Here is a 23,992-nt window from a genome sequence, read left to right as displayed (position 1 = left end):
TGACCTGTAAATTTTAATGAATTCTAAAATAGATAAAATAAGGGATGAGTAGAAAAGCTTAAAGATGAAAATGTAAATTTCACATTCTCACCAATTATAAAACAATGTTTTTCTACTAATCTAGAGAACAGCTACTTCTTCTTGTTCGACAGATTCATGAGTTTCGCGTACTATTGAGGGGGAGGGTACAGCAGCAGGTCCTTCTTCCAGGGTTTCTGCAGCGTGGGAGGCCTTAGAGTAGTACTCTTTACCGATATAAGCAACCACAGCAATCCAAACGACCATAATGATGAGTAGAACTAGGGCAATGACATTCAAACTTGCTGCAACAGAAGAGAAGATAACCAGCAGCCCCTGATAAATTAAAGATCCCCCTGACTTTCCTATTCTGGAAACGACACCATCAATAGCGGCTTTCCCATAGTTTTTATCATCTGCAGACAGTGGAATAAAAGCCATTTCTTTGGTTTGATCAAAGAAAGTAAATTTGGTCCCACGAGACAAGATATTTTGCATCCCCCCAGTCCACGCAGCTAACGCAAGAGGAGTCATTCCAAGGATACCCCCGAAAATAGAGATATCTTTTTTTGCAGCAAAAATAGTTCCGAAAAATAATAGCCCCGAGAACAACATTACCAGCGGGGTGATTAAAGCACCGACAGTCCATCCCCATTTACGGATGCACTGCCCTGTAAGAAGAATGGCTGCCAGTACAGAAACGACACCAATTAGGGTGGTAATTCTGCTCATATACCCATTGAATTCTACATGGGAACTATAAATTTGGCTGACTTGATCCTTCCAAACGACTTCAAATAGATGGATAACTAGGTTATAGGATAAGACAATAATAGCGAGTCCTAGTAGGTAACGAGACTGAATGAGATGTATAAAGAGGTTTTTAGCTTTTGCTTTAGGTTTTTTCTTCGCCCTAACACTAGCTACACTCTCTTCCATAGAGGTCTGTCTAGACGGGGGGATCGAGGTAGCAATGGTCAAATGATGAATACGCCTATATAGCCAGATCATAATCAAACCAGAACAGGTGATCAGCAACGTCAGGTTGAGCATTACAGAGTGCCAAGAATCACATGCGAAGGAATAAGCAATAAATGTTTGTTTCCCCATCCAATAGGAAATCTCCCCCGCGCATATTGATGAGAAGTTTAATCCTGTGTTGATAAGAGCGTAAAAACGGCCTGCCTCAGAGATTGTAGTAATTTGATTGGCTAATCCCCAGAATAACATAGAAAGAACGACCGAACTCCATAGTTCTGACATTACGTAATAGATACTGTAACTCCAATAACGGACCATTACAACAAAACCACGAAGGCCCTGAGGTAGGAGCTCTTGTAATTTATCAGCAAGAGAATCCAGATGCAGAACATCGCCCATAGGATAAATTACTGAGGCAAACAAGAAAAAAAAACCAAGAAATGCGGCCATAAAGCAATAAAAAACGGTATCCCGGGGATACCGACTGCCTAACCATCCATAAACCATCGTAACAATAACAGCTCCCGGGACAATTCCCCAAACCTTAAGGAAGGGGATAACTTCTGCCCCAGCATCGGAACCGACAATTACCAAGGTGTCTTTCATATTTTTCAGCAAGCAATAGTTAAAGCCGACAAAAAATGCTAGTAGAAATAAAGGAATAAATTTAGAAAATTCTGATTTATAAACAGGACAAAGATATGCCCGCAGCCTTGAAAAGGGTTTCACTTCTGATGACTGCATAAACTCCTTCCCAACTTTATGGCGCATAAAGACTTATAGACATTCGGTTTACACCCAAGAGACGTCGCATGCTTGTAGTCCCTATAATACTGGTTACTTAGCAAACGGCAAGGCATAAATTAACGATCATGATAAAAAGAGACTCCATTTTACTTAAACCTGTCGTAAAGTTCAAGCGGTTACTAGACAAACTTACAATCTTTGCTGACAACACTTTTTCTTATTAAAATTAGCGTAGGAACTGTTTTTTATAATCCATGATTCTCTCAAGAAAATAGAGAAAACCGAGAGCTACTAAAGGAACTAGCCCAGTCCAGGGAATGTAACCTCCCGCTGTCACCCCTAATAAAATAATAAATTGAACTACTGTGAAGATTTTTCCCCAAAACAAAGAGCCGTAATCGTAGCCTTTCCATCCATTGACTAAAGAAAGGTAACAGACGAAGATAATAAGAAAGATGTCTCGAGCACAAATGAAAAAGAGGTGAGCCATGGACAAGGATCCTTCTATATAGAGCACCGTAATACAGACAAAGACAAAGATTTTATCTGTAATAGGGTCTAGAATTGATCCTAAACGACTTGTTGCTTTATAACGACGAGCAAGATAGCCATCCAAGACATCGCTTAGCATAGCTCCAACAATAGCAAGTAAGCGGATATGCAATTTTTCTTGGCAGAAGTATAGCGCTAGCCACAAACGTGATAGAGAAAGTAGGTTGCAAAATTGTCTCATAATTTTGGCTAACTAGTACGATCCTTTTATAGGAACCTTATAATTAGACCCCATTATAGAGCATGCTAAATCTACAAACAAGCATAGAGTTCGCTCACACGGGTTCTTGTCTTGGGGCTGTTGAGCTCTACATTGACATATATTAGGCTTTCTTTAAAAAGAAGAAGAAAAAAGGAGCGAACTACAACTAGCTTGCGTTAGTCAAGGTAGAGGTGTTCGGAAAGAGAGGGATTCGAACCCTCGGTACCCTTTAGGGGTACGCGTCCTTAGCAGGGACGTACTTTCGACCACTCAGTCATCTTTCCTTATTGGTTCATCACAGCCTAACATTGGATTTTAATCTGACCGTTCTTGTTAAAATAGGTTAGCTGTCAAAATGAAAAATGTCAACTTACGCGAATCTAAGAAGAAAAAAGGGACGAAACCTATTAGAATTTGCCTCTAAAAGCTATTCCAGATCTCTAAGATTTCTATACGGGGTCTGGGTAGTCCTTGGAAAATCTCGCTGAGTAACTAGCACTTGAGGGATATATACTAGATAACATAACCTACCTAGAAGAATCTAAAACTGCCACGAATTACCAAAGTTCGACTCCGATGGATACGTCTGCTACCGTTCCTCTCCCCTCACCCCCTCATTCGAAAGAATCAGAAATGATAGTCTTAGGATGTATGCTAACGGGGGTACATTATCTCAATCTTGCGGCTAACCAGCTTTATGAAGAAGATTTTTATTACCTTGAACATAAAATTATTTTCCGAGTCCTACAAGATGCCTTTAAGCAAGATAAGCCCATAGATGTGCACTTAGCTGGAGAAGAGCTGAAACGACGCAATCAGATTACTGTTATTGGAGGCCCTCCCTATCTAATTACTTTAGCTGAATTCGCAGGTACAGCAGCCTATCTTGAAGAATATGTGGAAATTATCCGATCCAAGTCCATCCTCAGGAAGATGATTTCCACAGCAAAAGAAATCGAAAAAAAGGCTTTAGAGGAGCCAAAAAACGTTACGGAAGCTTTAGATGAAGCTCAGAATTCTTTTTTCAAAATCAGCCAGTCGTCATCAGTAAGTCAGTACACTTTAGTTGCTGACAGGTTACGCGGATTAACAACAACTACAGATAAGCCCTACCTCGTACAATTACAGGAAAGACAAGAATTATTTTTACAGAATGCTCAGGGAGATGGCAAATCATTCTTTTCTGGCATTTCCACACATTTTATTGATTTAGACCAGCTAATTCATGGGTTTTCTCCTTCTAATTTGATGATCCTAGCTGCGCGTCCTGCTATGGGGAAAACAGCACTTGCTTTGAACATCGCAGAGAATCTTTGTTTTCAAAGCCACCTTCCTATTGGAATTTTTTCTTTAGAGATGACAGTTGATCAACTCATTCATCGCATGATTTGCTCGCGATCTGAGGTTGAATCTAAAAAAATCTCTTTAGGCGACCTCTCTGGACATGACTTTCAAAGAATTGTCTCAGTGATCAATGAAATGCAGGAACACACTCTGCTGATTGATGATCAGCCTGGGTTAAAAGTTTCTGATCTACGAGCTCGAGCTCGTAGAATGAAAGAAAGCTATGATATTCAATTTCTAGTTATTGATTATTTACAATTACTTTCTGGCTCTGGGACCCTGCGTTCTATAGAAAGTCGTCAAACAGAAATTTCAGAGATTTCTAGAATGTTGAAGACCCTTGCCCGGGAGTTAAACATTCCTATCCTTTGTCTTTCGCAGCTTTCTCGAAAAGTTGAGGATCGTGCAAATCATCGTCCTATGATGAGCGACCTTCGGGAAAGCGGAAGTATTGAGCAGGATTCGGATTTAGTGATGTTCTTGCTTCGTAGAGAATATTATGATCCCAATGATAAACCTGGCACTGCGGAACTTATTATAGCAAAAAACCGTCATGGTTCTATAGGTTCTGTCCCTCTAGTTTTTGAAAAAGAACTGGCACGTTTTCGTAATTATTCTGCTTTTGAATGTATCAGCTAGTTCGTTCGCAGTTCTAACAAGGGCTAAGTGTATCAGACAATCCGATTTGTCTTAAAACCCAGGAATCAGTATAGTTGTTTGATCGGCTGAGGATAGCACAATGTCTGTAGAAGAATAGCGTGAGCGTTCTATTGCAGCAGGGTTCGGCTGAACAAATTCAAACTTCGGTTTGAATTTGAAGAATCTTCGTCACTTACGACGAAGGAGCATATCAAATCGATACGTTAACCATAAAGAAATTATGTCATCTGTTAAGAAAAAACGAAGACTCAAGATCGCCAAGCACAAGCGTAAAAAAAGACGTCGTAGAGATCGTCATAAAAATAAGTAGTTTTTAATAACGTATGTGGACTCACCCAATTACTTACGATGTGATTGTAGTGGGAGCTGGGCATGCGGGTTGTGAGGCGGCATATTGTTCTGCAAAGATGGGCGCTTCCGTTCTTATGCTCACCTCTAATTTAGATACTATTGCTAAGTTAAGTTGCAATCCTGCCGTTGGCGGTATTGGCAAAGGCCATATTGTTCGAGAGATCGATGCTCTTGGCGGTATCATGGCGGAAGTCACAGATCAATCTGGCATACAATTCCGTATTCTCAACCAGACTAAGGGGCCTGCTGTCCGAGCTCCACGAGCTCAGGTAGATAAGCAGCTTTATCACATCCATATGAAACGTCTTTTGGAGAATACTCCAGGCCTTCATATGATGCAAGGCACCGTAGAATCTCTATTAGATAAAGAAGGCGCGATTTCTGGGGTTACGACCAAGGAAGGTTTGGTATACTTAGGAAAAACCGTAGTGCTCTCCTCTGGAACATTCATGCGTGGCCTAATTCATATTGGGGATCGTAATTTCTCTGGGGGACGTTTAGGTGATCCTTCATCGCAAGGTCTATCAGAAAACCTTAAAAAACAGGGCTTCCCTATAAGCAGACTAAAAACTGGAACCCCTCCCCGTCTATTAGCTTCTTCTATAGATTTTTCTTGTATGGAAGAGCAACCTGGAGATCGGGGTGTTGGTTTTGTACATAGAAGCGAGCCTTTTCAACCTCCTTTACCACAACTGTCTTGTTTCATTACTCACACCACGGTAAAAACTAAGGAGATCATTGCGGCCAACCTACACCGTTCCGCCCTTTATGGAGGTCGAATTGAAGGCGTAGGTCCCCGTTATTGTCCTTCTATAGAAGATAAGGTTGTAAAATTCTCGGACAAAGAACGTCACCACGTCTTTCTAGAACCAGAAGGGCTTCATACCCAAGAGATCTACGCTAATGGATTATCTACCTCTATGCCTTTTGACGTACAATACGATATGATCCATTCGGTACGCGGATTAGAAAATGCAATTATCACCCGGCCAGCCTATGCCATAGAATACGACTATATTCACGGTAACGTGATCCACCCCACATTGGAAAGCAAGCTTATAGAAGGTCTCTTTTTATGTGGGCAAATTAATGGCACTACAGGTTATGAAGAAGCTGCAGCACAGGGGTTGGTTGCAGGAATTAATGCTGTAAACAAGGTACTTAATAGGCCTCCATTCATCCCTTCACGCCAAGAATCCTACATCGGTGTAATGTTAGATGATCTCACGACGCAGATTTTGGATGAACCTTACCGTATGTTTACAGGAAGAGCAGAACACCGACTCATATTAAGACAAGATAATGCGTGTGCGCGCCTATCACACTATGGCTATGAATTGGGGTTACTATCAGAAGAACGTTATCAGTTTGTCAAACAGCATAATCAACTAGTAGAAGAAGAAAAGGCTCGTTTCCAAAAGACATTTAGAAAGTATGGAGATTCTGTAGTATCTTTAGCAAAAGCACTATGTCGTCCTGAAGTTTCTTATGACATGCTTAGAGAAGCATTTCCCAATGATGTTCGTGATTTAGGAGCAATTCTCAATGCATCTCTAGAAATGGAAATCAAATATTCTGGATATATAGATCGCCAGAAAATTCTGATTCAGAGTTTAGAAAAAGCAGAATCTTTACTAATTCCAGAAGACTTAGATTATAAGCAAATAAGAGCCTTAAGTTTAGAAGCTCAAGAGAAATTAGCGAAATTTACCCCCCGAACTCTCGGTTCTGCATCCAGAATATCGGGCATAGCTTCTGCTGATATTCAAGTTTTGATGGTAGCTTTAAAAAAACATGTCCATCACTAACTGTATTTTCCTAGATCTACGAGGACATTCGATTCTTCAGCAACTGCAAATCGAAGAGGCTTTACTAAGAGTTTCGAATCAAAATTTTTGTATTATAAATGCGGATGTTGAGGACGCAATAGTTTTAGGAATTTCCAGAAACTTGAGTCAAGACGTTCACATTTCACGAGCACGAGCAAACAATATTCCGATAATACGTCGCTATAGCGGAGGGGGTACGGTATTCATAGATTCTAATACCCTGATGGTATCTTGGATTATGAACAGTCTAGAAGCCTGTATTCAACCCGAGGCAGTATTAGCATGGACGTATGAGGTCTATAGTCCACTACTTCCTAATACCTTTTCTATTCGCGAAAACGACTATGTTCTTGGCCATAAGAAAATAGGAGGTAATGCACAATATATTCAAAGGTATCGCTGGGTACATCACACGACATTTTTGTGGGATATAGACATAGATAGGTTGTCATACTACCTACCCATTCCCCAAAAGCAACCCCCCTACCGTAACCAGCGCTCTCACAAAGAGTTTTTGACTACGTTACGTCCGTGGTTTCCCTGTCACGATTATTTTTTTGAAAGTATCAAAGCATCTGGCAATTTATTGTTTACTTGGCAAGAATTTCTTGGTAATGAATTAGAAGAAATTCTTGCCCAACCTCATCGCAAAGCTACTACAGTACTAAATTAAAGAAGTTGGTTAAGAAGCATTGACAATTTCTATCTTATTGAAGAAGTAGGCGATCTCGATAGCAGCGTTCTCTAAACTATCAGATCCATGAACAGCATTAATCCCTATAGATTCCCCAAATTTAGCTCGGATAGTTCCTGCAGCCGCTTCTTCAGGATTTGTAGCACCCATAAGCGCACGATTGCGGGTAACGGCATTCGCACCTTCTAACACTAAAACTACGATAGGGCCCGACATCATAAAATTCACAAGTTCTTGGAAAAAAGGACGCTCTTTATGAACAGAATAAAACCCCTCAGCTTCAGTTTGAGATAGATGCATCATTTTCATAGCAGCTATACGTAAGCCAGATTGTTCAAAAATAGATAAGATTTCTCCAATATGAGCTTTGCTAACCGAATCTGGTTTAATAATGGATAGCGTTTGTTCCATGGTGTACACACATCTCCTTTAAATGAAATCATTTTATTTTAGGAGAAGTATAGCATGATCTTTAGGAAAGTCTAGTCCTTGTTCGCTTCTGAAAAATTCTTTTTGAGAGCAATAGGAAGGATATCCGTTAAAGAAGACCCCTCTGGGAGATCTTTAATTGCCTCTGCAATCATACGCTCCGCAGCAATTTTTGAATAACCCAAAGCCGCTAAAGCCTGGATGCCTTCCTCAAAGCAAGAAGAGACCCTATGTGTTCGACTTGTCTCAGCTTTGGAGTCTAAAGGAAGTAGGTCTGGTAATTTTTGTTTAAGCTCGACCATGAGCTTTTCAGCAGTTTTTTTCCCAATTCCTGATACAGAAGATAAGGCACGGATATCTTCAGACCGAACTACAGAACATAGTATCTTTAAAGGTAGGGCACTAAGAATTGCCAAGGCTAGTTTGGGTCCTATTCCAGAAAAAGAAATTAAAATACGAAAACATTCTCGCTCTTCTCGAGAATGAAACCCATAAAGCAGGTGTTCAGTTTCACGGAATATAACGTGAGTAAATACTAGAAAATCTTGATGTAAAGCTCTGATGCATTCTACTGCCCAACGTTCTGTGATAGCAATGTGGTAGCCAATACCTTGGCATTCTATAACAATCGCACTAGTATTCACATAGGTAAGTGTTCCACGAATATAGTCGTACATCTTATTTCACTCCACAAAGAGGACTACGCAATACATGAGTATGACATATAGCAAGTGCAAAGGCATCAGCAATATCTTCATTAGATGGGTCTAAAATATCAGGAAGATTTAACATCTTGCTCACCATCACCTGGACCTGTCTTTTACTAGCGTGTCCTTTACCAACTACTGCTTTCTTTGCAAGATTGGGGGCATATTCAAAAATCGGGATGTTACGCAGAGCTGAGGCAAGTAAAATAATTCCTCGTGCCATTGCTAATTTCATAGTACTTTGAGGATTCCTATTTACAAACTGAGTTTCTAGAACCATGGCATTGGGTTGTGTATCATCCAACACTCCTGAGAGTTCTTCAAACAAAGCCTTATAGCGCATAGGAAGTGGAACTTTAGGAGATAAACGAATTGCACCATAACTATAAGGCCGCACTTGATAGCGATGTTCTAGAGCAATAATGGCATATCCTGCAACTATAGTTCCTGGATCCACCCCTATAATCAATTCTGACACGATATTTATTCCCGAGACACTTTGAAATTATTCTCTTTAAAATATGATCCTAACCTAGATCACCACTTCTAAAGTAATTAATTCTAGGTTTCTATGGAACATTTCCCTCTATTTAAAAAACAGTGATTTTACTACGCAGAAATTCTAGCTACCTAAAGATTTAGATTCTGAGAATAACCAGTCTGCTTCACACTCAAGTTCTTTCCCTAAGAGTCCTTTCAGATGATCTAACTTCATATTTGAAGGCATAGCAACATCCATCTGTTTATGTAGATCCCGAAGCTGACAATATTGATCTTCAACAATATCTTGGAGTAGGGCAACTGTCTTTTTTTTCTCAGCTAGATCGGTTTGAACCTCTGTTAACTTTTCAACAGAACAAACTTCGGAATTAGTTTGGGATCCTTCTTGTTGCTTTAATTTTTCTCGCAACTTAGCAATCTCTAAATGATATGTTTTTATATAAAGATCTTTTTCTTGCTGCAAAGTAATAAGACTTTTCTTTAACTGTTTGATCTCTGCGTATGGGGCATAAGATTTCTCTTCTTCTATCTCTATAGAAGGGGCTCCCTGTTGTGAAATATGACGCTGTAGTTGTTCTTCCAGTTGTTTGATTTTATGCTCATAGCATAAACGACGCCCCTCACTAATTTCTGTTTGCTGTACACTTTGAAGAAGTTCTTTTTTTATCTCATCGATAACGTCATTTTGATGTCGAATTTGTTGCAATTTTTCAGCAAGGCGATTTTGCAACCAATGATTTTCTCCTTGTAGTTTTTCTATCTCCTGATCTTTAGCTTCCTGACGACGGATATATTCTTCTTCTAAAGCAGATAGCTGTTCCTTATACTGGAAGTTGATACGTTCATTCTCCTGATCACAAGAGTCTTGCGTTTCCTTCTGCAATGAAGCCAACTTTCCACTCATTCTGCTACAGACCCCTGAAAGAATACTGCAGACCTGCTCCCACTCCATAATATCAGAATCCTTCCAACGACAAAGCAAACGCAGCATGGAACGAGAACACGAATTGTAATAGTGGGGGGATGATGAACTGGGCGATCGTAGCGAAGATAGATGCAGCTTAAGTATAGATAAGAGCCGCACAGGTTACCTCTAAAGTTAGTCTAATCAATTTATCCTATAACATACGACTGAGTTCTTGTCCTAATTCGTCATAAGTTACTTTTAAAAAGACAGGAAACTTAGCAAGACAACTCTACTTAAATTGAAAAACTTAGAAAATTGCTCAGAACAAGACTCGAACTTGCACGGGCCTACGCCCAAGGGATTTTAAGTCCCTAGTGTCTACCATTCCACCATCTGAGCACAAAAGACAATTCTCTGCTTAGAGAAGCCTTCAATTAAAAGGCATGTTCTTTAAAGAGGATCTTTTTTCTATAAGGATAGAAAACTAAAGAACATCTTAACACAGGGATTTTTCTAGATCAATGATTTTTCGCATTACCAAAGGACACGCCTTAAGCTAACTTGAACTTAAAACATGCCTCTGAAAATTACTATTCTTCTTCTGTAGCAGAAGATGTTTCAGGTAAGAACATTGCAGAAGCATCTTCTTCTACTGCAAAAGAGACTGGGGAGGGTTCATCCTCTGTCTCAGGAAAATGCATAGCATCATCTGCAGACAATAAAGCATTTATGACTTCGCTGCTTTCCCGAACCAAAGCTTGTAATGACTCGTTAAGATCTGCGGAAGTAACTATTGGATCTACAACAGTTTGAGAAATTACTTCTGATATCAACTTTGCTGGAGGCGGGAGCAAGGAAAATTTCTTCTGCTCAACAATTTCATTCTCTTGAGATTCTTCCCAAAGTTCTTCTTTAACAGTATCCAAGATTTCTTGCGATGCGCCAGCCACTTCGGCAATTTCTTTGTGATTTCTACGACGACTTAGCTTTTTCTTCTCTTTCCACTTCTCACCTTTAAAGGAATCCTTTCTCGTCTCTTTCTTTTCCTTTTTACTAGGAGGTGCTGGTTCTGTTCCTTCTTCGGGACTATCAGCAAGCTTCTCATCAATAAAAGGTTGTGGAGTGGACTTGGTTAATTTAATTAGTGCTTCTCTACCACCAGCTATCTTGACTCCACGATCTAAACCGACTGCTTTCAAATTGATTTTAGTATCACGGACTTCCATAACCTCGTAGTCTCCAGCAGGGACTAAAAAAGGTTTACTGTGATCACAGTTTCGGAAAAAACAAATATTTCCTAAAGAAATAACTTCTATAGCTTCAACCATAAAAGGATCTTGTGAAAGATGTTTTGTATTCCTTACCGACAATTTATACCCCTCTCGAGAGGTAATTACAGTTTCTATGACAGGGTCTCTTGTAAAATACACGTAATTATAACCTTTTATTTAGAGTTTTTTGCTACATACTCTAATAAATCTACTATGCGCGTAGCATATCCTATTTCGTTATCATACCACGCAACTAGCTTGAAGAACCGATCATTCAAAGCGATACCAGCTAGAGCATCAAATATAGAGGAGTACTCAGATCCTATAAAATCTGAAGAAACAACCTGCTCATCTGTATAATCCAAAATTCCTTTTAAATCACTTTCTGAAGCCTGTTTCATAGCTTTGCAAATGTCATCATAAGTCGCAGATCTATCTAATCTGACAGTCAAATCAACTACAGACACGTCTTCGACAGGAACCCGGAAGGCCATACCCGTTAATTTTCCCTTTAATTCAGGAAGACATAGAGTTACAGCTTTTGCAGCTCCAGTTGAGGCGGGAATAATATTTTGCAAACATCCACGTCCTCCTCTCCAATCTTTCTTAGAAGGTCCATCAACAACTAGTTGAGTAGCAGTAGCAGCATGAACTGTTGTCATCAAACCTTCTGTAATTCCAAAATTATCCAATAAAACTTTAGCAAGAGGAGCTAAACAATTTGTAGTGCAAGAAGCATTCGATATAACAAGGTCTTTTTCTGGATCGAAAGTATTGTGGTTCACTCCCATAACAAAAGTAGGAATATCACCTTTTCCAGGAGCTGAAATTAATACTCGTTTAGCCCCAGATTGAAGATGTTTCTCAGCATCTTCTTTTTTTGTGAAGAGTCCAGTACACTCAATAACGAGATCAACGCCTAAGTCTTTCCAGGGAAGATTTTGAACATTACGTTCTGACAAAAATTTAATTTTTCGCTGTCCAAGAACAAGGTGGTCCTCCTCACAATGCACATCTCCAGGGAAACGTCCATGTGTAGAGTCAAATTTGAAGAGATACGTAAGGGTATCTCCAGGAACAAGATCATTAATAGCGAGGACTTCCAATGAAGAGTTTCTTTTCAAGATTTGCCTTAAAACTAAACGACCAATGCGTCCAAAACCATTAATTACAACTTTCATTGCCTATCCTTAAAATTCGATAAATTGGAAATTTATTAGCTTTAGCTAGCTAAAAACTCTATAATACACTTTTGAGCATTATCACCAATTCTATTTTGTAGTTTTAAAATACGCGTGTAACCACCTTTTCTTTCTACAAAACGATTCCCCAACTCATCGAATAACTTATTCACAACCAAGCGATCTACATTATATACAGAGGTGTCTCCACCTTTAGCTTGTCGAGCTTCTTTGCTTGTTAATTTGTTGTACCTTATCATAAGCCGTCCACTCGCTATACGTCGTGCTGCTAAGGAGTTTTTCTTAGCTAAGGTAATCATTTTATCAGCATATCGGCGTAGTTCTTTAGCTTTAGGCAATGTAGTCTCTATTCTTTCATAATGAATTAAAGACTTTAACATATTAGCTAACATACAACGATTATGCGAGGAAGTACGGCCAACTCTAAATTTTTTTCTAGCGTGTTGCATTACTTACTATCCCTTTGTATTTTTAGCCCGAATCTTTTCGGCATACCACTTCATTTTTTCTTTTACATTATCTAAACCTACACCAAATTGCGCTAGGTCCATTCCCAATTCAAGCTTCATTTCTTTCAGTTTATTCTTGATCTCACAAAGTGATTTCTTTCCAAAATTCCTAAACTGTAGCAATCGAGGTTCAGGCATGATAACAAGTTCACCAATAGTCTCAATATTTGCATTAGACAAACAATTTGTTGATCTTACTGAAAGTTCGATTTCATTAATTCCTAAAATCAACTTATGAAGAATATCGTCTTTGTTTTCTTTTTCAATAGAAATAGCTTCTTCAAATACAATTTTCTTCTCATCCATATTTTCAAAAATAGAAAAGTGCTTAGTCAAAATTTGAGTTGAAAAAGCTAAAGCTTCTTTAGGAGAAACTCTTCCATCTGTTTCAACAACTAAAACCAAACGATCGAAATCTGTATCTTGACCAACACGTGTATCTTCTACAAAGTAATTCACTAAAGTGACAGGAGAAAAAGCGGCGTCCAAAACAATTTCATAAACACCCTTATCTTCTAAAATAATCCTTTCGGAAGGCGTATAGCCTCTACCAAAAGCAACTCGCAAAACTACTTCCAACTGTATGGGTTGGGTAACAGTAAAAATGACTTGGTTTGGATTAACAGCTTCAAAGTCGCCTTCTTGCAATAAATCTTGCAAAGTAACTTCTTTTTGGCCATTAGCTGCGGCTAAATCAGAAGCATCTATAGAAATTGAAGCTCGCAATACTTGGGTTGTTCTTCCCAAAGAACTATCCTGCATTGGGTACTTTTTTAATAGGGCTCCTTTTAAATTCAGAATGATGTTAGTTACATCCTCAACAACCCCTTCGATCGCCATGTATTCATGAAGTACGCCTGTCATAGCAAACGAAATAATTGCTGGGGCTTCTAAACCAATGAGCAAAGCTCGTCTTAGGGCATTCCCTAGAGTATGACCCATTCCTCTTTCTAAAGGCTCAGCAATAAAGCGAGCATATTTATCTATTGGAAGCCCTTCAACAGGCAACATTTTAACTGCTTCAGGCAGTTCAAACTTATCATAAAGTAAATTGTGTGCGTTATCTGACATCCCTTTCTCCTTACCCTAAAACTACACTCTGCGCCTTTTTCTTGGCCGACAACCATTATGAGGAACAGGAGTTTCGTCACGGATGACAGAAACTACTAAACCAGCAGATATCAAAGCACGGACAGCAGACTCTCTTCCAGCTCCAGTACCCTTTAAACAAACCTCTACTTCCTTTAAACCAGAGTTCATGGCAGTTTTAGCAGCATCTTGAGCTGCTACAGTGGCAGCAAAGGCTGAAGATTTTCTCGAACCAGAATATCCTACTTTACCTGCTGATGCCCAAGAAATCACATTACCAGCAGGATCTGTTATCGATACTATTGTATTGTTAAAGGTAGCTTTAACATGCACAACACCTGAAGGAATATTTTTTAGTTGTTTTCTTTTTACGCTCTTTTTTGCCTGCGCTTGATTTTTAACCAAAACACGACTCCTAATTAAAAATTATTTCTTCTTACCTGCAACTGTTTTTCTTTTACCTTTTCGAGTGCGCGAATTAGTCTTTGTGCGCTGTCCTCTTACTGGTAAGGAAAGTCGATGTCTCTGACCTCGATAAGAGTGGACGGCAATCAATCTTTTAATGTCTGATTGAACACGACGTCGCAAATCGCCTTCTACCGTATATTCTGATTGCAAAAGCGAGTTCAGTCGTCCCACTTCTTCTTCAGTTAATTCAGAGGCCCTTGCCTCAGGATTTAACTTTAACTTTTTAATAATCTCATCAGAACGAGCTGATCCTATTCCATAAATATATGTCAGACTTATTTTTAACTTTTTCTTTGCAGGAATATCAATTCCAATGATGCGTGGCATACGTTGGGCCTCCCTTAAAATAGTATAAGCATCTTAGGTCAAAAATTGTTATTTTTCAATGTCTTCCTTTCGTCCGTTCTGTTTTCAGCACGCCATCGTAGCGACGCATTAACAAAAAGGCATCAACCTGCTTCATTGTATCTAAAACGACTCCTACAACGATCAGCATTGCAGTACCGCCTAAGAAATAACTTACATTAGAATCCACACGAAGTAGATAACCTAAAAGTGAAGGCAATATCGCGATCGCCGCTAAAAATAGCGCTCCCAAAAGGGTCACACGATTCATTGTATACTCTAAATAATGTTGCGTAGGTTTTCCCTGACGTATACCAGGAATAAACGCATTATTTTTTTTCATTTCAGAGGCAATTTGCTCTGGATGAAACTGTGTAGCTGTCCAGAAGTATGTAAAAAATATAATGAGCAACACGTAGCATATAGAATATACTAAACTCCCTGGAGCAAGTAAAGTTGCTATATGCTTCATCCATGAAGACTCTGATGCAATAAATTGTCCTATAGTTGCTGGAAACATGAGGAGTGAAGAGGCAAAAATAACAGGGATTACACCAGCATAGTTAACTTTTAAAGGAAGATAGGACCCTCCTCCAGGGACTTCTCTTCTTCCAATTACTCTTCGAGCATACTGAACAGGGATTTTTCTAACTCCCTCGATAATCAGAATCGTAGTAATAAGGACGAAAACAAAAACAAGAGCAAGGATTAAAATTGAAATTAGACCTAAATCAGAAGCATCTTGAGATCCTAAATTTAACTTATTAAGAATAGACCCTAATACAGAAGGAAACGAGGATAGAATTCCAAGAGCAATAATTAAACTTATCCCGTTCCCAATACCCTTATCAGAAATCTGTTCACCAATCCACATTAACAGGAGGGTTCCTGTAGTCATCACTACAACTGTTGTAATATAAAAAATCCAGGGGGCTCCAAATAACTTGTAGGACAATAAAGTGGGCAGAACAACCCCTGGAATCGTTAGATTCATTCTAAGAGCAAACTTAGCAAACAATAGGGATTGTATTACAGCTAAGGCAACAGTAAATAAACGTGTAAGTCTGCCAATCCTACGCTTTCCTTGATCAGGAGACTCTCGCATTTCTCTTTGGAGTGCGGGCATAAATACGAGAAAAAGTTGGACGATAATTGAAGCCGAGATGTAAGGAACCACACCCAATGCAATTACCGTCATCTGGGCAAAAGCCCCTCCAGAAAAAATATCTGCTAATTGAAATAAATTTTGACCTGATCCCAATAATTGCTTGAAATAAGCTACAGCTAATTCGCCATTAATCCCTGGAACAGGAATAAATACACCAACTCTACAGGCCGCAAGCAAAGCAAAAGTATAAAACAACTTTCGTCGCAATTCGGTAATCAGAAAAAACTGTCTCAATGTGGTCATATAGGGCCTAAACAATCTTATTTTTTAAGCAATGCCTAGCAAATTTTGTACCCCTTGCGATAGTACTACAGCGGCATCTTGCCATACGAAAGTCTTTTCTAGATCTCCTTTGAGAATTACTTTTACTCGCACAGCTTGTTTAGCAATTGCTCTCTTTGCTTTTAAAGCATCTAAAGTAATTGCTTCTCCTTCTTGGAAGAGCTCAGCTAAACGTCCTGTAGTAATTTCTTCAACGCATTTATCAAAACGTTTATGAGAAAATCCTCGTGTAGGGACTCTTCTATACAAAGGAACTCCCCCTCCCTCATAACCGAAACGACGTTTATACCCAGAACGGCTACCATCTCCTTTATGACCACGACCACTAGTTTTCCCGTGACCAGAAGAAGGACCTCGACCTAATAATTTTTTTCTTCGTTTGCGCTCAGAAATATCAAATAATGATTCTAGTTTAATCATTTATAGCTGCTCCTCTTCTTAATAGATCCTTACGCGGGCTCAGTTCTGTAAGAGCTTTAAATGCGGCTTTCACTTGATTCATGGGATTATTAGATCCAAAACTTTTAGCTACAATATCTTTAATACCAGCCATTTCTAAGATCAAACGAATACGAGAACCAGCAACAATTCCAGTCCCAGGTCTTGCTGGTTTTAACAACAACTGAGCTCCATCATGATGAACAAGTACTTCATGAGGGATAGAACCATTCTCTAAGGCTTCTATCTTCATTAAATTTTTTTTTGCAGCTTCACCACCCTTGCGAATAGCGTCTGTTAATTCATTCGCTTTAGCAAAACCATAACCTAAGCGACCCTTGCCATCTCCTACTAAAATCAAAGCAGAAAAACTGAATTTCCGTCCTCCTTTGACGACTTTAGAGCAACGGTTAACAACAAGAACTTTCTCTTCTAATTGATCTTCTTTATGAGAATTCTTTGATAGCGACATCTCTTCTTAAACCTTCATTAAAACTGTAAACCACCTTCTCTAGCCCCATCAGCTACCATAGAGACAATTCCATGGTACTTAAAAGGTCCGCGATCGAAAACAACTCGATCTAGTTGAAGGTTTTTTCCCAATTCAGCAATTTGGGTTCCTAATACCTTAGCAACCTCTTGGTTTTTTTTAGTCAAACCTTGACTCTTATTTAATTTTGATAGAGTGGAAACGGAAGCTAATGTCTTGCCGATAGAATCATCTATCAACTGTACATAAATATGTTTATTTGTTTTCACTACGGATAAACGAGGCTTTGTAGAGGAACCTCTTAATACTTTACGCACTCGTAAAGCCCTTCGCGTTTTCATTAATGACTTTTTACATAATGAACTTTCCATAACCCCCCGACCTATTTTTTGCCTGTTTTTGCAGCTTTACCCGCTTTACGACGGACATATTCATTTTCATAACGAATTCCTTTACCTTTATAGGGTTCAGGAGGACGTTTGGCACGAATATTTGCAGCAAATTCACCAACTAATTGCTTATCAAGCCCTTTCACTGAAATAAGGGTGTTTTTTTCAACTGATACCTGAAGAGTCGGTGGAATAGGAATTTTTGTAGGATGGGAAACCCCAATCGAGAGATCCAAAAATGCACCTTGAACAGAGGCTCTGAAACCCACTCCAATCATTTCTAAACGCTTTTCAAACCCTATATGAACACCTTGAACCATATTTGAAATTAGTGCCCAGTATAAACCTTGCATACAGCTAGGCCTATCAACAACATGGGGAGCTGCATGTACAAATATGCCTTTATCTTTTAAGGTGATTGTTACTTCCTTAACTAGTTGTTGCGTTAACGATCCTTTAGGACCCTTTACAATAATTTGATCATTTTGAATCGAAACTTCTACTCCTTGAGGGAGCATAATAGGTTCTCGAGCCTTACGAGACATGCTTTACCGTCCTATAATTAATCCTGTTACCAAACCAAACAGAGCAATTCGCCCCCAATATTCTTAGATCTGGCTAGAGAACCTTCCATAACTCCCTGAGAAGTCGAGAGGACTGAAATTCCCATATTTCCAAATACATAAGGGATTTTCGCAACCGATACATATACTCTTCGAGAGGGCTTGGATACCCGTTTCAGTTGGTGTATTACTGGTTTACGATCATCGGAATATTGCAAAAACACACGCATAGCGCGCTTACGGTTTTCTTCCTTTACTAAATAATGAGCCAGAAAACCTTTATGCTTAAGGATTTTTACAATAGCCTCTCGCATTTTACTGTGCTCTACGTCTACATACAGATGTTCTGCCATCAAAGCATTACGAATTCGTGTTAATAAATCTGCTATAGAATCACTTGTCATGCCCATACGGATCCTTTTTCCTCTTTATTGAGCTTTCTTAAATCGCAAACCCATCAACTCTAACAGAGTAATGCACTCATCATCTGTTTGCGCAGTAGTTACCCATGTGATATTTAATCCCTGTGTGCGCTTTACACGATCTAAATTAACTTCTGGGAAGATTTGTTGATCATCTAATCCTACAGAATAACACCCCCTTCCGTCTCCTTTATTAGAGAAGCCGCGAAAGTCGCGAATCCGTGGAGAAACAATATTACAGAAACGATCCATAAAATCGTACATACGAATTTCACGAAGAGTAACTTTGGCACCGATTCCTTGACCTTCTCGCAATTTAAAACCAGCAATAGAATTTCGAGCTTTCGTCACTAAAGGTTTTTGCCCAGAGATCATAGTCAATTCTTCTAAGTGAGCTTGGAATAAATTTTTATCTTTAGCAGCTTCAGCAAGTCCCATACTTAAGACAATTTTTTTAAGAACAGGAACTTGCATTTTGTTTGCATATCCAAACTTTTCAAACAAAGATTTGCGAATTTCTTCGGTATAGAATTTTTTTAACCTACTCATATTAGCCTTTCTTTCCTCTTACCAGACGATACAGCTGAGATGTTCCGTCAGGGCGTTTCTGCCACAACTCTCGCCCTTGTTCAGTCACTTTGACAGAGAGCTTCGCGGGTTCACCAGTTATGCTTAAACGTACATTAGAAATATGGACAGGAGTCTCTATACTAATACGTTTACCTTTAGGATTTTGCTGACTACGCTTTATATTTTTTATGCGAATGTTTACACCTTCGACAACTACCTTATCTTCAGTCAAAGAAAGGACTTTTCCTTCTTTTCCTTTATCGTTACCAGCTAATATAAATACCTTATCACCAATACGAATGTTTTGTCTTTTCATAACTTCCTTCTCCTTAAATTACTTCAGGAGCTAGAGAACTAATTTTTATAAAGCCTCTGTCTCGAATTTCTCGAGCTACGGGGCCAAAAATCCTTGTCCCTTTAGGATTTCCTTTATCATCGATAAGCACACAGCTATTTGTATCAAATTTTAAAGTGGATCCATCTTTTCTTGTAATATGTCGACGAGTACGCACGATCACAGCTTTGATAACGTCTCCCTTTTTTATAGAACTATTAGGTTCGACATCTCTAACTGAACATACAATTACATCTCCGACGGTAGCATAACGTCTACGAGAACCGCCAAGAACCTTGAAGCATTTTACTTTTTTAGCTCCAGTATTATCGGCAACTTTTAACTGACTTTCTTGCTGAATCATAATCTTTATCTACCTAATGTTGCTAACCTACACGCCAACATGTTCTATAACACGCCATCTTTTAAGCTTAGACAAAGGTCGTGTCTCTTGAATTTTAACTTTATCTCCCTCAGAAATTTTTAAATCAGTGTGAGCATAATATTTCTTTGAACTCCTCACTACTTTAAGATACTGAGGATGAGAAAATATCCTTTCTACTCGAACAACGACTGTTTTTTCCATTTTTGACGAGACAACAATACCAATCTTAACTTTTCTAGAGCCTCTTGGTTCACTAGCCATGGAGTTTACCTTTTCTTTCTTGTTTTATTGTTAGAGCTCGAGCAATATTTTTCTTATGCATAGAAAACATATGAACCTTTACAGCTTTGTTCTGTAATAAACTTTCTGCTCTTAAAGCAAACAAAGCCTTTTTGTTCCCGTGAATATACGCATCCAAATCGTCTTCGCTTTTTTCTCTTAACTGTGCCAATAAATCCTTCTTAGCAGCCATGTTTTACACCCTTTCTACTCGCTTAACAAAACGTGTTTTTATTCCTAGTTTGGCAGCAGCTCTTCGGAGAGCGTCTTGAGCGTCTTCTTTAGAAACATTCGCTACTTCAAACAATATACGTCCCGGGCGAACTACTGCTACCCAATGATCTGGGGCCCCTTTACCTTTACCCATACGAGTTTCTGCAGGCTTTTTTGTTACACTTTTATCGGGGAAAATACGAATCCATACTTTTCCTCGACGTTTTAAATATCTATTAATCGCAACCCTGCAGGCTTCAATTTGACGACTAGTAACCCAGCCACGCTCAAGAGTTTGCATCGCATATTCTCCAAAGTCTACAAATGTAGCTCCTTTACTTAATCCTGCAAACTGTCCTTTTTGTTGCTTACGAAATTTGGTTCGTTTAGGCATCAACATAATAACTCACACATCCTTATTTACAACTTTAAGCAGCTGCAGAGGGTACTGCAGGGTTGTTAGCAGTTGTAGGCGAATTCTCTCCAAGATTAATCCAAACTTTTATACCAATAATTCCGTAGGTAGTTTCTGCACAAGCTGTAGCATAATCAATGTCAGCTCTTAACGTATGTAGGGGTACACGACCATTTTTATACCATTCGGAACGAGCAATCTCGGCTCCTGCTAACCTTCCTGAAACTTGGATTTTTACACCAATAGCTCCAGCATCCATTACTGATTGCATTGCCTTTTTCATAGCCCGTCTGAAAGAGACACGGCGTTCGATTTGTCTTGCAATGTTATCAGCTACTAATTTTGCATTTAGTTCGGGGCGTTTAATTTCTGCGATTTCTAACCAGACTTCTTTTCCAGTAAGAGCTTTAAGTTCTTCTTTAAGCAGATCAACTTCAGCCCCCTTCTTTCCAATAACTAACCCAGGACGGGCGGTTTGGATAGTAACTTCAATTTTACCACTCATACGACGGACAACAAATCCAGCAGCGCCTTGACATGAGGGCTTTTTTCTTAAAAATTCTCGGATTTTTACATCCTCTATAAGAAATTTACCAAATTCTTGCTTATTTCCATACCAAAGAGAACGCCATTTTTTTGTAACCGCTGTACGAAACCCAATTGGACAACCTTTCTGACCCATGATTCTTCTTCCCTCTTACCGTTCCTTCTCACCAACAATAACAGTCAAGTGACTGGTACGTTTTAAAATAGGAGAGCGTCCTCCTCTACTTTTTGATTTAGATCGCTTGTAGACAGGTCCAGCATCTACTCGAACTTCGATAATACTTAAATTTTCACGCTTTACATTTTCATGTAACTCAGCATTAGCTACGGCGCTATTTAAAACCTTTTTTAAACATCTTCCAGCTTTCAATTGAGAAAATGCCAGCTGTTCCTCTGCTTCTTGAACACTCAGATTTCTCATAAGCCCAGCGGCTAATCTAGCTTTACGAGGTTGTACCCGAATATATCGGGCGATCGCTTTAAACATCCTAAGCCTCCTTTAGACTTACCCTTTCTTCACAGGATGACTTTTAAATATCCTTGTGGGAGAAAATTCTCCTAATTTATGACCCACCATAGTTTCTGAAACAAATACGGTTAGAAATTTTTTCCCATTATGAACTTCAAACGTATGGCCAATCATTTCAGGAGTAATCATTGAACGACGAGACCATGTTTTGATAGGAGTTTTCTTTTCCTCTATGTTCATTGCACGCACTTTCTTTAGGAGGTGGTGATCAACAAACGGACCTTTTCTTAATGATCTACTCATAATCCTTATTTCCTACGATCTTTAACAATCCATTTATTACTTTTACGTTTGTCACGTGTTTTTAATCCCTTTGTAACCTTACCCCAAGGTGTACGTGGAATATATCCGTTATGACGTCCCTCTCCACCTCCGTGGGGATGATCCACGGGGTTCATTGCAGTACCACGGACCGTAGGACGGATTCCCATCCAACGTTTCCTTCCAGCCTTGCCCTCTACACGTAGGTTGTGATCGGCATTTGAAACTGCACCAATGGTAGCTCTGCACCCCTCATTTAACATACGAAACTCACCAGAGGGCATCTTTAAAGTAACATACCCTGGAGATTTAGCTATAACTTGAGCAGCTAATCCAGCAGACCTTACAAGCTTTCCACCTGAAGAAGGTCGCATTTCGATATTATGAACAGACAATCCTAGCGGTATACTTTTTAAGGTCATACAACATCCAGGCTTAAAGGGGCTTCCTTCGCCTGAAACAACAACATCGCCTCTTTGGATCCCCTTGGGGGCAAGAATATAGCGTTTTTCTCCGTCTTCGTAACTTAAAAGAGCAATGTAGGCAGAACGATTAGGATCATATTCCACAGTAACCACTTTTGCAGTGATCCCGTCTTTATTACGCTTGAAATCAATCACCCTGTACAATTGTTTTGCGCCTCCGCCACGATGACGGCAGGATATATGGCCCAAATTATCTCTCCCACCAGAACTCTTCTTAAAGAAAGAGAGCTTTTTATTAGGACGAAGACTTCTTTTAGACTTCGTCCCGCGCAACTCACCACGCGTTGTTAACTCATCAAAAGCGGGAAGAACTAATTGTCTAGTTCCTGGAGTTACTGGTTTAAATTTTTTAAACATGCTGTTTATCTCTCTAATAAATTATCCGACAGAGTGTCCTTGATAGAAAGTCACAATTGCTTTCCTAAATCCTGAGGTTTTCCCTTTACGACGCCCTCGAAACATACGAGCGGGCTGAGGTTTTACATTTATAGTGTTTACACTCTTTACTTTTACATTTTTATCAGCGTAAATTGCTTCTAAAGCCTTGGCAATTGACGGCTTTGTTGCATCATGAGAGACTATAAAAACAAATTTAGGGTCCTTACAAAAACTTCCCCTTTTCTTTCCCTCTCCACTTCCAGCACTTAAATGCTCTAACATTTTAGCTTTTTCTGTTACGTAGTGACGCTTAATTACATCGTAAGGATCTTTCATATCCTAAAATTCCTTCTTAATCTTTCGTTTCAGAAACAAGACGTTCAATAAGTTGCTCCAAAGCTTTTGTAGAAATAACAATATTATGAGCAGAGGCTAGGTCATACCCATTAATATTAATTCCATAGACAAAACCTTGAACTGCAGTGAGATTACGCAAACTTAATCTTAAACTTTCATTCTTTTCTATATGATCTAGGTGATCAATAAATAAAATGCTACGACACTCAATATTGCAATCTTTTAAAAATTTTAATGCTCTTTGAGTTTTAGGAGCTGTTAAAGCACCTACAAATACTGCGTCGTCAACAACAGTTAACTTGTTTGTTTGAATTTTTTGAGCCAATAAAAGCCTAATTGCAGCTTTTCTTTCTTTGCGATTTATACGCACGTGTTGATTAAATTTAGGCTTAGGCCCAAAAACAATCCCTCCTCCACGAAACTGAGGAGAGGCTAAAGATCCCTGACGAGCATTACCTGTTCCTTTTTGTTTGAAGGGCTTTTTCGTAGAGTGACTCACTTCAGAACGATTTCTAGTGCATGCAGACCATTGTCTTTTATTGGCACGAATAGCAACAATATAATCCTTAACCAACTGAAGGCCATCGCCTTCATCTGCAAACAAGGAGTCTACTACTTCAACCTCACCTACTTTATTTCCTGAAAAATCAAATTTTGATAATAAAACCATTAAGCCCTCTCT

Annotated in this window: 34 protein-coding genes and 2 tRNA genes; 4 read left to right on the top strand and 32 right to left on the bottom strand. The window is 39.1% G+C overall.

All coding sequences use genetic code 11. The features are described 5' to 3' along the window. Positions 1-120 precede the first annotated feature (120 nt). From npt2 to CMV32_RS03365, 3 genes are all read right to left on the bottom strand, one after another. The gene (npt2, locus tag CMV32_RS03375) at positions 121-1,743 is read right to left on the bottom strand and encodes an NTP/H+ exchange transporter Npt2 (protein WP_100934522.1); all 1,623 of its coding nucleotides are present in this window, start codon (positions 1,741-1,743) and stop codon (positions 121-123) included. A 229-nt stretch (positions 1,744-1,972) separates the two neighbouring features. Next, complete coding sequence (locus CMV32_RS03370) at positions 1,973-2,479, bottom strand: CDP-alcohol phosphatidyltransferase family protein (protein WP_100934521.1); 507 nt, start codon at positions 2,477-2,479, stop codon at positions 1,973-1,975. A gap of 217 nt (positions 2,480-2,696) precedes the next feature. Next, a tRNA-Ser gene (locus CMV32_RS03365) sits at positions 2,697-2,784 on the bottom strand. Between the two features lie 292 nt (positions 2,785-3,076). Between CMV32_RS03365 and dnaB the strand changes: the two genes are divergently transcribed. The 4 genes from dnaB to CMV32_RS03345 all read left to right on the top strand — a co-directional run bounded on the left by dnaB (position 3,077) and on the right by CMV32_RS03345 (position 7,357). Then, on the top strand, positions 3,077-4,483 hold the full coding sequence (gene dnaB / locus CMV32_RS03360; protein WP_100934520.1) for a replicative DNA helicase: 1,407 nt from the start codon (positions 3,077-3,079) through the stop codon (positions 4,481-4,483). 241 nt (positions 4,484-4,724) lie between these two features. Further along, positions 4,725-4,814 carry an AURKAIP1/COX24 domain-containing protein gene (locus tag CMV32_RS05725; RefSeq protein WP_072054076.1) on the top strand — a complete coding sequence of 30 codons (90 nt, stop codon included), beginning with the start codon at positions 4,725-4,727 and terminating at the stop codon, positions 4,812-4,814. Positions 4,815-4,827: 13 nt separating this feature from the next. Beyond that, complete coding sequence (gene mnmG, locus CMV32_RS03350) at positions 4,828-6,663, top strand: tRNA uridine-5-carboxymethylaminomethyl(34) synthesis enzyme MnmG (protein ID WP_100934519.1); 1,836 nt, start codon at positions 4,828-4,830, stop codon at positions 6,661-6,663. Next, positions 6,650-7,357, top strand: a complete 708-nt coding sequence (locus tag CMV32_RS03345) for a lipoate--protein ligase family protein (RefSeq protein ID WP_100934518.1) — start codon at positions 6,650-6,652, stop codon at positions 7,355-7,357. Before mnmG ends, CMV32_RS03345 begins: the two co-directional genes overlap by 14 nt. A gap of 9 nt (positions 7,358-7,366) precedes the next feature. On the opposite strand, the gene ndk is transcribed toward CMV32_RS03345, so the two are convergent. The 29 genes from ndk to rplD form a co-directional block, all read right to left on the bottom strand. Next, complete coding sequence (ndk, locus tag CMV32_RS03340; RefSeq protein ID WP_100934517.1) at positions 7,367-7,789, bottom strand: nucleoside-diphosphate kinase; 423 nt, start codon at positions 7,787-7,789, stop codon at positions 7,367-7,369. Between the two features lie 71 nt (positions 7,790-7,860). Continuing rightward, positions 7,861-8,484: a Holliday junction branch migration protein RuvA gene (gene ruvA / locus CMV32_RS03335; RefSeq protein WP_100934516.1), complete on the bottom strand. Its 624-nt coding sequence runs from the start codon at positions 8,482-8,484 to the stop codon at positions 7,861-7,863. Position 8,485: 1 nt separating this feature from the next. After that, a complete protein-coding gene (ruvC, locus tag CMV32_RS03330; RefSeq protein WP_100934515.1) occupies positions 8,486-8,992 on the bottom strand; it encodes a crossover junction endodeoxyribonuclease RuvC in 507 nt (168 codons plus the stop codon). Positions 8,993-9,136: 144 nt separating this feature from the next. Continuing rightward, positions 9,137-10,099 carry a hypothetical protein gene (locus tag CMV32_RS03325; protein WP_100934514.1) on the bottom strand — a complete coding sequence of 321 codons (963 nt, stop codon included), beginning with the start codon at positions 10,097-10,099 and terminating at the stop codon, positions 9,137-9,139. Positions 10,100-10,238: 139 nt separating this feature from the next. Next, positions 10,239-10,321, bottom strand: a tRNA-Leu gene (locus CMV32_RS03320). Between the two features lie 191 nt (positions 10,322-10,512). Further along, positions 10,513-11,352, bottom strand: coding sequence for a GrgA family transcription factor (grgA, locus tag CMV32_RS03315; protein WP_100934513.1), 840 nt, complete (start codon positions 11,350-11,352; stop codon positions 10,513-10,515). A 14-nt stretch (positions 11,353-11,366) separates the two neighbouring features. Continuing rightward, positions 11,367-12,374, bottom strand: coding sequence for a type I glyceraldehyde-3-phosphate dehydrogenase (gene gap / locus CMV32_RS03310; RefSeq protein ID WP_100934512.1), 1,008 nt, complete (start codon positions 12,372-12,374; stop codon positions 11,367-11,369). Between the two features lie 41 nt (positions 12,375-12,415). Next, positions 12,416-12,844 (bottom strand): 50S ribosomal protein L17, encoded by a 429-nt coding sequence (gene rplQ, locus CMV32_RS03305; protein ID WP_100934511.1) that lies wholly within the window; start codon positions 12,842-12,844, stop codon positions 12,416-12,418. Positions 12,845-12,850: 6 nt separating this feature from the next. Beyond that, positions 12,851-13,975 carry a DNA-directed RNA polymerase subunit alpha gene (locus CMV32_RS03300; RefSeq protein WP_100934510.1) on the bottom strand — a complete coding sequence of 375 codons (1,125 nt, stop codon included), beginning with the start codon at positions 13,973-13,975 and terminating at the stop codon, positions 12,851-12,853. A 21-nt stretch (positions 13,976-13,996) separates the two neighbouring features. Further along, complete coding sequence (rpsK, locus tag CMV32_RS03295; protein ID WP_010883265.1) at positions 13,997-14,398, bottom strand: 30S ribosomal protein S11; 402 nt, start codon at positions 14,396-14,398, stop codon at positions 13,997-13,999. A gap of 21 nt (positions 14,399-14,419) precedes the next feature. Continuing rightward, a complete protein-coding gene (gene rpsM, locus CMV32_RS03290; RefSeq protein WP_100934509.1) occupies positions 14,420-14,788 on the bottom strand; it encodes a 30S ribosomal protein S13 in 369 nt (122 codons plus the stop codon). A gap of 55 nt (positions 14,789-14,843) precedes the next feature. After that, entirely contained in the window at positions 14,844-16,217 is a 1,374-nt protein-coding gene (gene secY, locus CMV32_RS03285; protein ID WP_100934508.1) for a preprotein translocase subunit SecY, read from the bottom strand. Positions 16,218-16,241: 24 nt separating this feature from the next. Further along, entirely contained in the window at positions 16,242-16,676 is a 435-nt protein-coding gene (gene rplO / locus CMV32_RS03280) for a 50S ribosomal protein L15 (protein ID WP_100934507.1), read from the bottom strand. Next, the gene (gene rpsE, locus CMV32_RS03275; RefSeq protein WP_100934506.1) at positions 16,669-17,166 is read right to left on the bottom strand and encodes a 30S ribosomal protein S5; all 498 of its coding nucleotides are present in this window, start codon (positions 17,164-17,166) and stop codon (positions 16,669-16,671) included. The genes rplO and rpsE overlap by 8 nt, the downstream gene beginning before the upstream one ends. 17 nt (positions 17,167-17,183) lie before the next feature. Beyond that, positions 17,184-17,555 carry a 50S ribosomal protein L18 gene (gene rplR / locus CMV32_RS03270; RefSeq protein ID WP_100934505.1) on the bottom strand — a complete coding sequence of 124 codons (372 nt, stop codon included), beginning with the start codon at positions 17,553-17,555 and terminating at the stop codon, positions 17,184-17,186. Positions 17,556-17,566: 11 nt separating this feature from the next. Continuing rightward, positions 17,567-18,118 carry a 50S ribosomal protein L6 gene (gene rplF, locus CMV32_RS03265; RefSeq protein ID WP_100934504.1) on the bottom strand — a complete coding sequence of 184 codons (552 nt, stop codon included), beginning with the start codon at positions 18,116-18,118 and terminating at the stop codon, positions 17,567-17,569. Positions 18,119-18,144: 26 nt separating this feature from the next. Next, positions 18,145-18,546: a 30S ribosomal protein S8 gene (rpsH, locus tag CMV32_RS03260; RefSeq protein ID WP_100934503.1), complete on the bottom strand. Its 402-nt coding sequence runs from the start codon at positions 18,544-18,546 to the stop codon at positions 18,145-18,147. 18 nt (positions 18,547-18,564) lie between these two features. Beyond that, the gene (rplE, locus tag CMV32_RS03255) at positions 18,565-19,107 is read right to left on the bottom strand and encodes a 50S ribosomal protein L5 (RefSeq protein WP_100934502.1); all 543 of its coding nucleotides are present in this window, start codon (positions 19,105-19,107) and stop codon (positions 18,565-18,567) included. A gap of 1 nt (position 19,108) precedes the next feature. After that, entirely contained in the window at positions 19,109-19,444 is a 336-nt protein-coding gene (rplX, locus tag CMV32_RS03250) for a 50S ribosomal protein L24 (RefSeq protein WP_100934501.1), read from the bottom strand. 13 nt (positions 19,445-19,457) lie between these two features. Further along, complete coding sequence (rplN, locus tag CMV32_RS03245) at positions 19,458-19,826, bottom strand: 50S ribosomal protein L14 (protein WP_100934500.1); 369 nt, start codon at positions 19,824-19,826, stop codon at positions 19,458-19,460. Positions 19,827-19,853: 27 nt separating this feature from the next. After that, complete coding sequence (rpsQ, locus tag CMV32_RS03240) at positions 19,854-20,108, bottom strand: 30S ribosomal protein S17 (protein WP_100934499.1); 255 nt, start codon at positions 20,106-20,108, stop codon at positions 19,854-19,856. After that, a complete protein-coding gene (gene rpmC, locus CMV32_RS03235) occupies positions 20,101-20,319 on the bottom strand; it encodes a 50S ribosomal protein L29 (RefSeq protein WP_100934498.1) in 219 nt (72 codons plus the stop codon). Before rpmC ends, rpsQ begins: the two co-directional genes overlap by 8 nt. Before the next feature lie 3 nt (positions 20,320-20,322). Next, the gene (gene rplP, locus CMV32_RS03230; protein WP_010883278.1) at positions 20,323-20,739 is read right to left on the bottom strand and encodes a 50S ribosomal protein L16; all 417 of its coding nucleotides are present in this window, start codon (positions 20,737-20,739) and stop codon (positions 20,323-20,325) included. A 28-nt stretch (positions 20,740-20,767) separates the two neighbouring features. Next, positions 20,768-21,436 carry a 30S ribosomal protein S3 gene (gene rpsC / locus CMV32_RS03225; RefSeq protein WP_100934497.1) on the bottom strand — a complete coding sequence of 223 codons (669 nt, stop codon included), beginning with the start codon at positions 21,434-21,436 and terminating at the stop codon, positions 20,768-20,770. Between the two features lie 15 nt (positions 21,437-21,451). Further along, complete coding sequence (gene rplV / locus CMV32_RS03220; protein WP_100934496.1) at positions 21,452-21,787, bottom strand: 50S ribosomal protein L22; 336 nt, start codon at positions 21,785-21,787, stop codon at positions 21,452-21,454. An 18-nt stretch (positions 21,788-21,805) separates the two neighbouring features. Beyond that, positions 21,806-22,072: a 30S ribosomal protein S19 gene (gene rpsS, locus CMV32_RS03215; protein WP_010891970.1), complete on the bottom strand. Its 267-nt coding sequence runs from the start codon at positions 22,070-22,072 to the stop codon at positions 21,806-21,808. Positions 22,073-22,077: 5 nt separating this feature from the next. Continuing rightward, positions 22,078-22,932: a 50S ribosomal protein L2 gene (gene rplB, locus CMV32_RS03210; RefSeq protein WP_100934495.1), complete on the bottom strand. Its 855-nt coding sequence runs from the start codon at positions 22,930-22,932 to the stop codon at positions 22,078-22,080. A gap of 21 nt (positions 22,933-22,953) precedes the next feature. After that, positions 22,954-23,289 (bottom strand): 50S ribosomal protein L23, encoded by a 336-nt coding sequence (locus CMV32_RS03205; protein WP_100934494.1) that lies wholly within the window; start codon positions 23,287-23,289, stop codon positions 22,954-22,956. Positions 23,290-23,305: 16 nt separating this feature from the next. Then, a complete protein-coding gene (rplD, locus tag CMV32_RS03200) occupies positions 23,306-23,980 on the bottom strand; it encodes a 50S ribosomal protein L4 (RefSeq protein ID WP_100934493.1) in 675 nt (224 codons plus the stop codon). Between the last annotated feature and the right edge of the window lie 12 nt (positions 23,981-23,992).

This window comes from Candidatus Chlamydia corallus (genome assembly GCF_002817655.1).
In the GTDB taxonomy this organism is placed as follows: Bacteria; Chlamydiota; Chlamydiia; order Chlamydiales; family Chlamydiaceae; genus Chlamydia; species Chlamydia corallus.
This window is presented reverse-complemented; position numbering and strand designations above follow the sequence as displayed.

What these genes read in the sequence shown, in the direction of transcription:
- gap (WP_100934512.1), bottom strand. Translation starts at nt 12,374, where the DNA reads ATGAAAGTTGTAATTAATGGTTTTGGACGCATTGGTCGTTTAGTTTTA.
- rplX (WP_100934501.1), bottom strand. Translation starts at nt 19,444, where the DNA reads ATGAAAAGACAAAACATTCGTATTGGTGATAAGGTATTTATATTAGCT.
- mnmG (WP_100934519.1), top strand. Translation starts at nt 4,828, where the DNA reads ATGTGGACTCACCCAATTACTTACGATGTGATTGTAGTGGGAGCTGGG.
- CMV32_RS03345 (WP_100934518.1), top strand. Translation starts at nt 6,650, where the DNA reads ATGTCCATCACTAACTGTATTTTCCTAGATCTACGAGGACATTCGATT.
- rplP (WP_010883278.1), bottom strand. Translation starts at nt 20,739, where the DNA reads ATGTTGATGCCTAAACGAACCAAATTTCGTAAGCAACAAAAAGGACAG.
- rplF (WP_100934504.1), bottom strand. Translation starts at nt 18,118, where the DNA reads ATGTCTCGTAAGGCTCGAGAACCTATTATGCTCCCTCAAGGAGTAGAA.
- rplV (WP_100934496.1), bottom strand. Translation starts at nt 21,787, where the DNA reads ATGTTTAAAGCGATCGCCCGATATATTCGGGTACAACCTCGTAAAGCT.
- CMV32_RS03370 (WP_100934521.1), bottom strand. Translation starts at nt 2,479, where the DNA reads ATGAGACAATTTTGCAACCTACTTTCTCTATCACGTTTGTGGCTAGCG.
- CMV32_RS03205 (WP_100934494.1), bottom strand. Translation starts at nt 23,289, where the DNA reads ATGAAAGATCCTTACGATGTAATTAAGCGTCACTACGTAACAGAAAAA.
- rplE (WP_100934502.1), bottom strand. Translation starts at nt 19,107, where the DNA reads ATGAGTAGGTTAAAAAAATTCTATACCGAAGAAATTCGCAAATCTTTG.
- CMV32_RS03300 (WP_100934510.1), bottom strand. Translation starts at nt 13,975, where the DNA reads ATGTCAGATAACGCACACAATTTACTTTATGATAAGTTTGAACTGCCT.
- rplB (WP_100934495.1), bottom strand. Translation starts at nt 22,932, where the DNA reads ATGTTTAAAAAATTTAAACCAGTAACTCCAGGAACTAGACAATTAGTT.
- rpsH (WP_100934503.1), bottom strand. Translation starts at nt 18,546, where the DNA reads ATGGGCATGACAAGTGATTCTATAGCAGATTTATTAACACGAATTCGT.
- ndk (WP_100934517.1), bottom strand. Translation starts at nt 7,789, where the DNA reads ATGGAACAAACGCTATCCATTATTAAACCAGATTCGGTTAGCAAAGCT.
- rplR (WP_100934505.1), bottom strand. Translation starts at nt 17,555, where the DNA reads ATGGAAAGTTCATTATGTAAAAAGTCATTAATGAAAACGCGAAGGGCT.
- dnaB (WP_100934520.1), top strand. Translation starts at nt 3,077, where the DNA reads ATGGATACGTCTGCTACCGTTCCTCTCCCCTCACCCCCTCATTCGAAA.
- rpsS (WP_010891970.1), bottom strand. Translation starts at nt 22,072, where the DNA reads ATGAGTAGATCATTAAGAAAAGGTCCGTTTGTTGATCACCACCTCCTA.
- rplD (WP_100934493.1), bottom strand. Translation starts at nt 23,980, where the DNA reads ATGGTTTTATTATCAAAATTTGATTTTTCAGGAAATAAAGTAGGTGAG.
- rpsC (WP_100934497.1), bottom strand. Translation starts at nt 21,436, where the DNA reads ATGGGTCAGAAAGGTTGTCCAATTGGGTTTCGTACAGCGGTTACAAAA.
- rplQ (WP_100934511.1), bottom strand. Translation starts at nt 12,844, where the DNA reads ATGCAACACGCTAGAAAAAAATTTAGAGTTGGCCGTACTTCCTCGCAT.
- rpsM (WP_100934509.1), bottom strand. Translation starts at nt 14,788, where the DNA reads ATGCCACGCATCATTGGAATTGATATTCCTGCAAAGAAAAAGTTAAAA.
- rpmC (WP_100934498.1), bottom strand. Translation starts at nt 20,319, where the DNA reads ATGGCTGCTAAGAAGGATTTATTGGCACAGTTAAGAGAAAAAAGCGAA.
- rpsE (WP_100934506.1), bottom strand. Translation starts at nt 17,166, where the DNA reads ATGTCGCTATCAAAGAATTCTCATAAAGAAGATCAATTAGAAGAGAAA.
- npt2 (WP_100934522.1), bottom strand. Translation starts at nt 1,743, where the DNA reads ATGCAGTCATCAGAAGTGAAACCCTTTTCAAGGCTGCGGGCATATCTT.
- rplO (WP_100934507.1), bottom strand. Translation starts at nt 16,676, where the DNA reads ATGATTAAACTAGAATCATTATTTGATATTTCTGAGCGCAAACGAAGA.
- secY (WP_100934508.1), bottom strand. Translation starts at nt 16,217, where the DNA reads ATGACCACATTGAGACAGTTTTTTCTGATTACCGAATTGCGACGAAAG.
- CMV32_RS05725 (WP_072054076.1), top strand. Translation starts at nt 4,725, where the DNA reads ATGTCATCTGTTAAGAAAAAACGAAGACTCAAGATCGCCAAGCACAAG.
- ruvA (WP_100934516.1), bottom strand. Translation starts at nt 8,484, where the DNA reads ATGTACGACTATATTCGTGGAACACTTACCTATGTGAATACTAGTGCG.
- rplN (WP_100934500.1), bottom strand. Translation starts at nt 19,826, where the DNA reads ATGATTCAGCAAGAAAGTCAGTTAAAAGTTGCCGATAATACTGGAGCT.
- rpsQ (WP_100934499.1), bottom strand. Translation starts at nt 20,108, where the DNA reads ATGGCTAGTGAACCAAGAGGCTCTAGAAAAGTTAAGATTGGTATTGTT.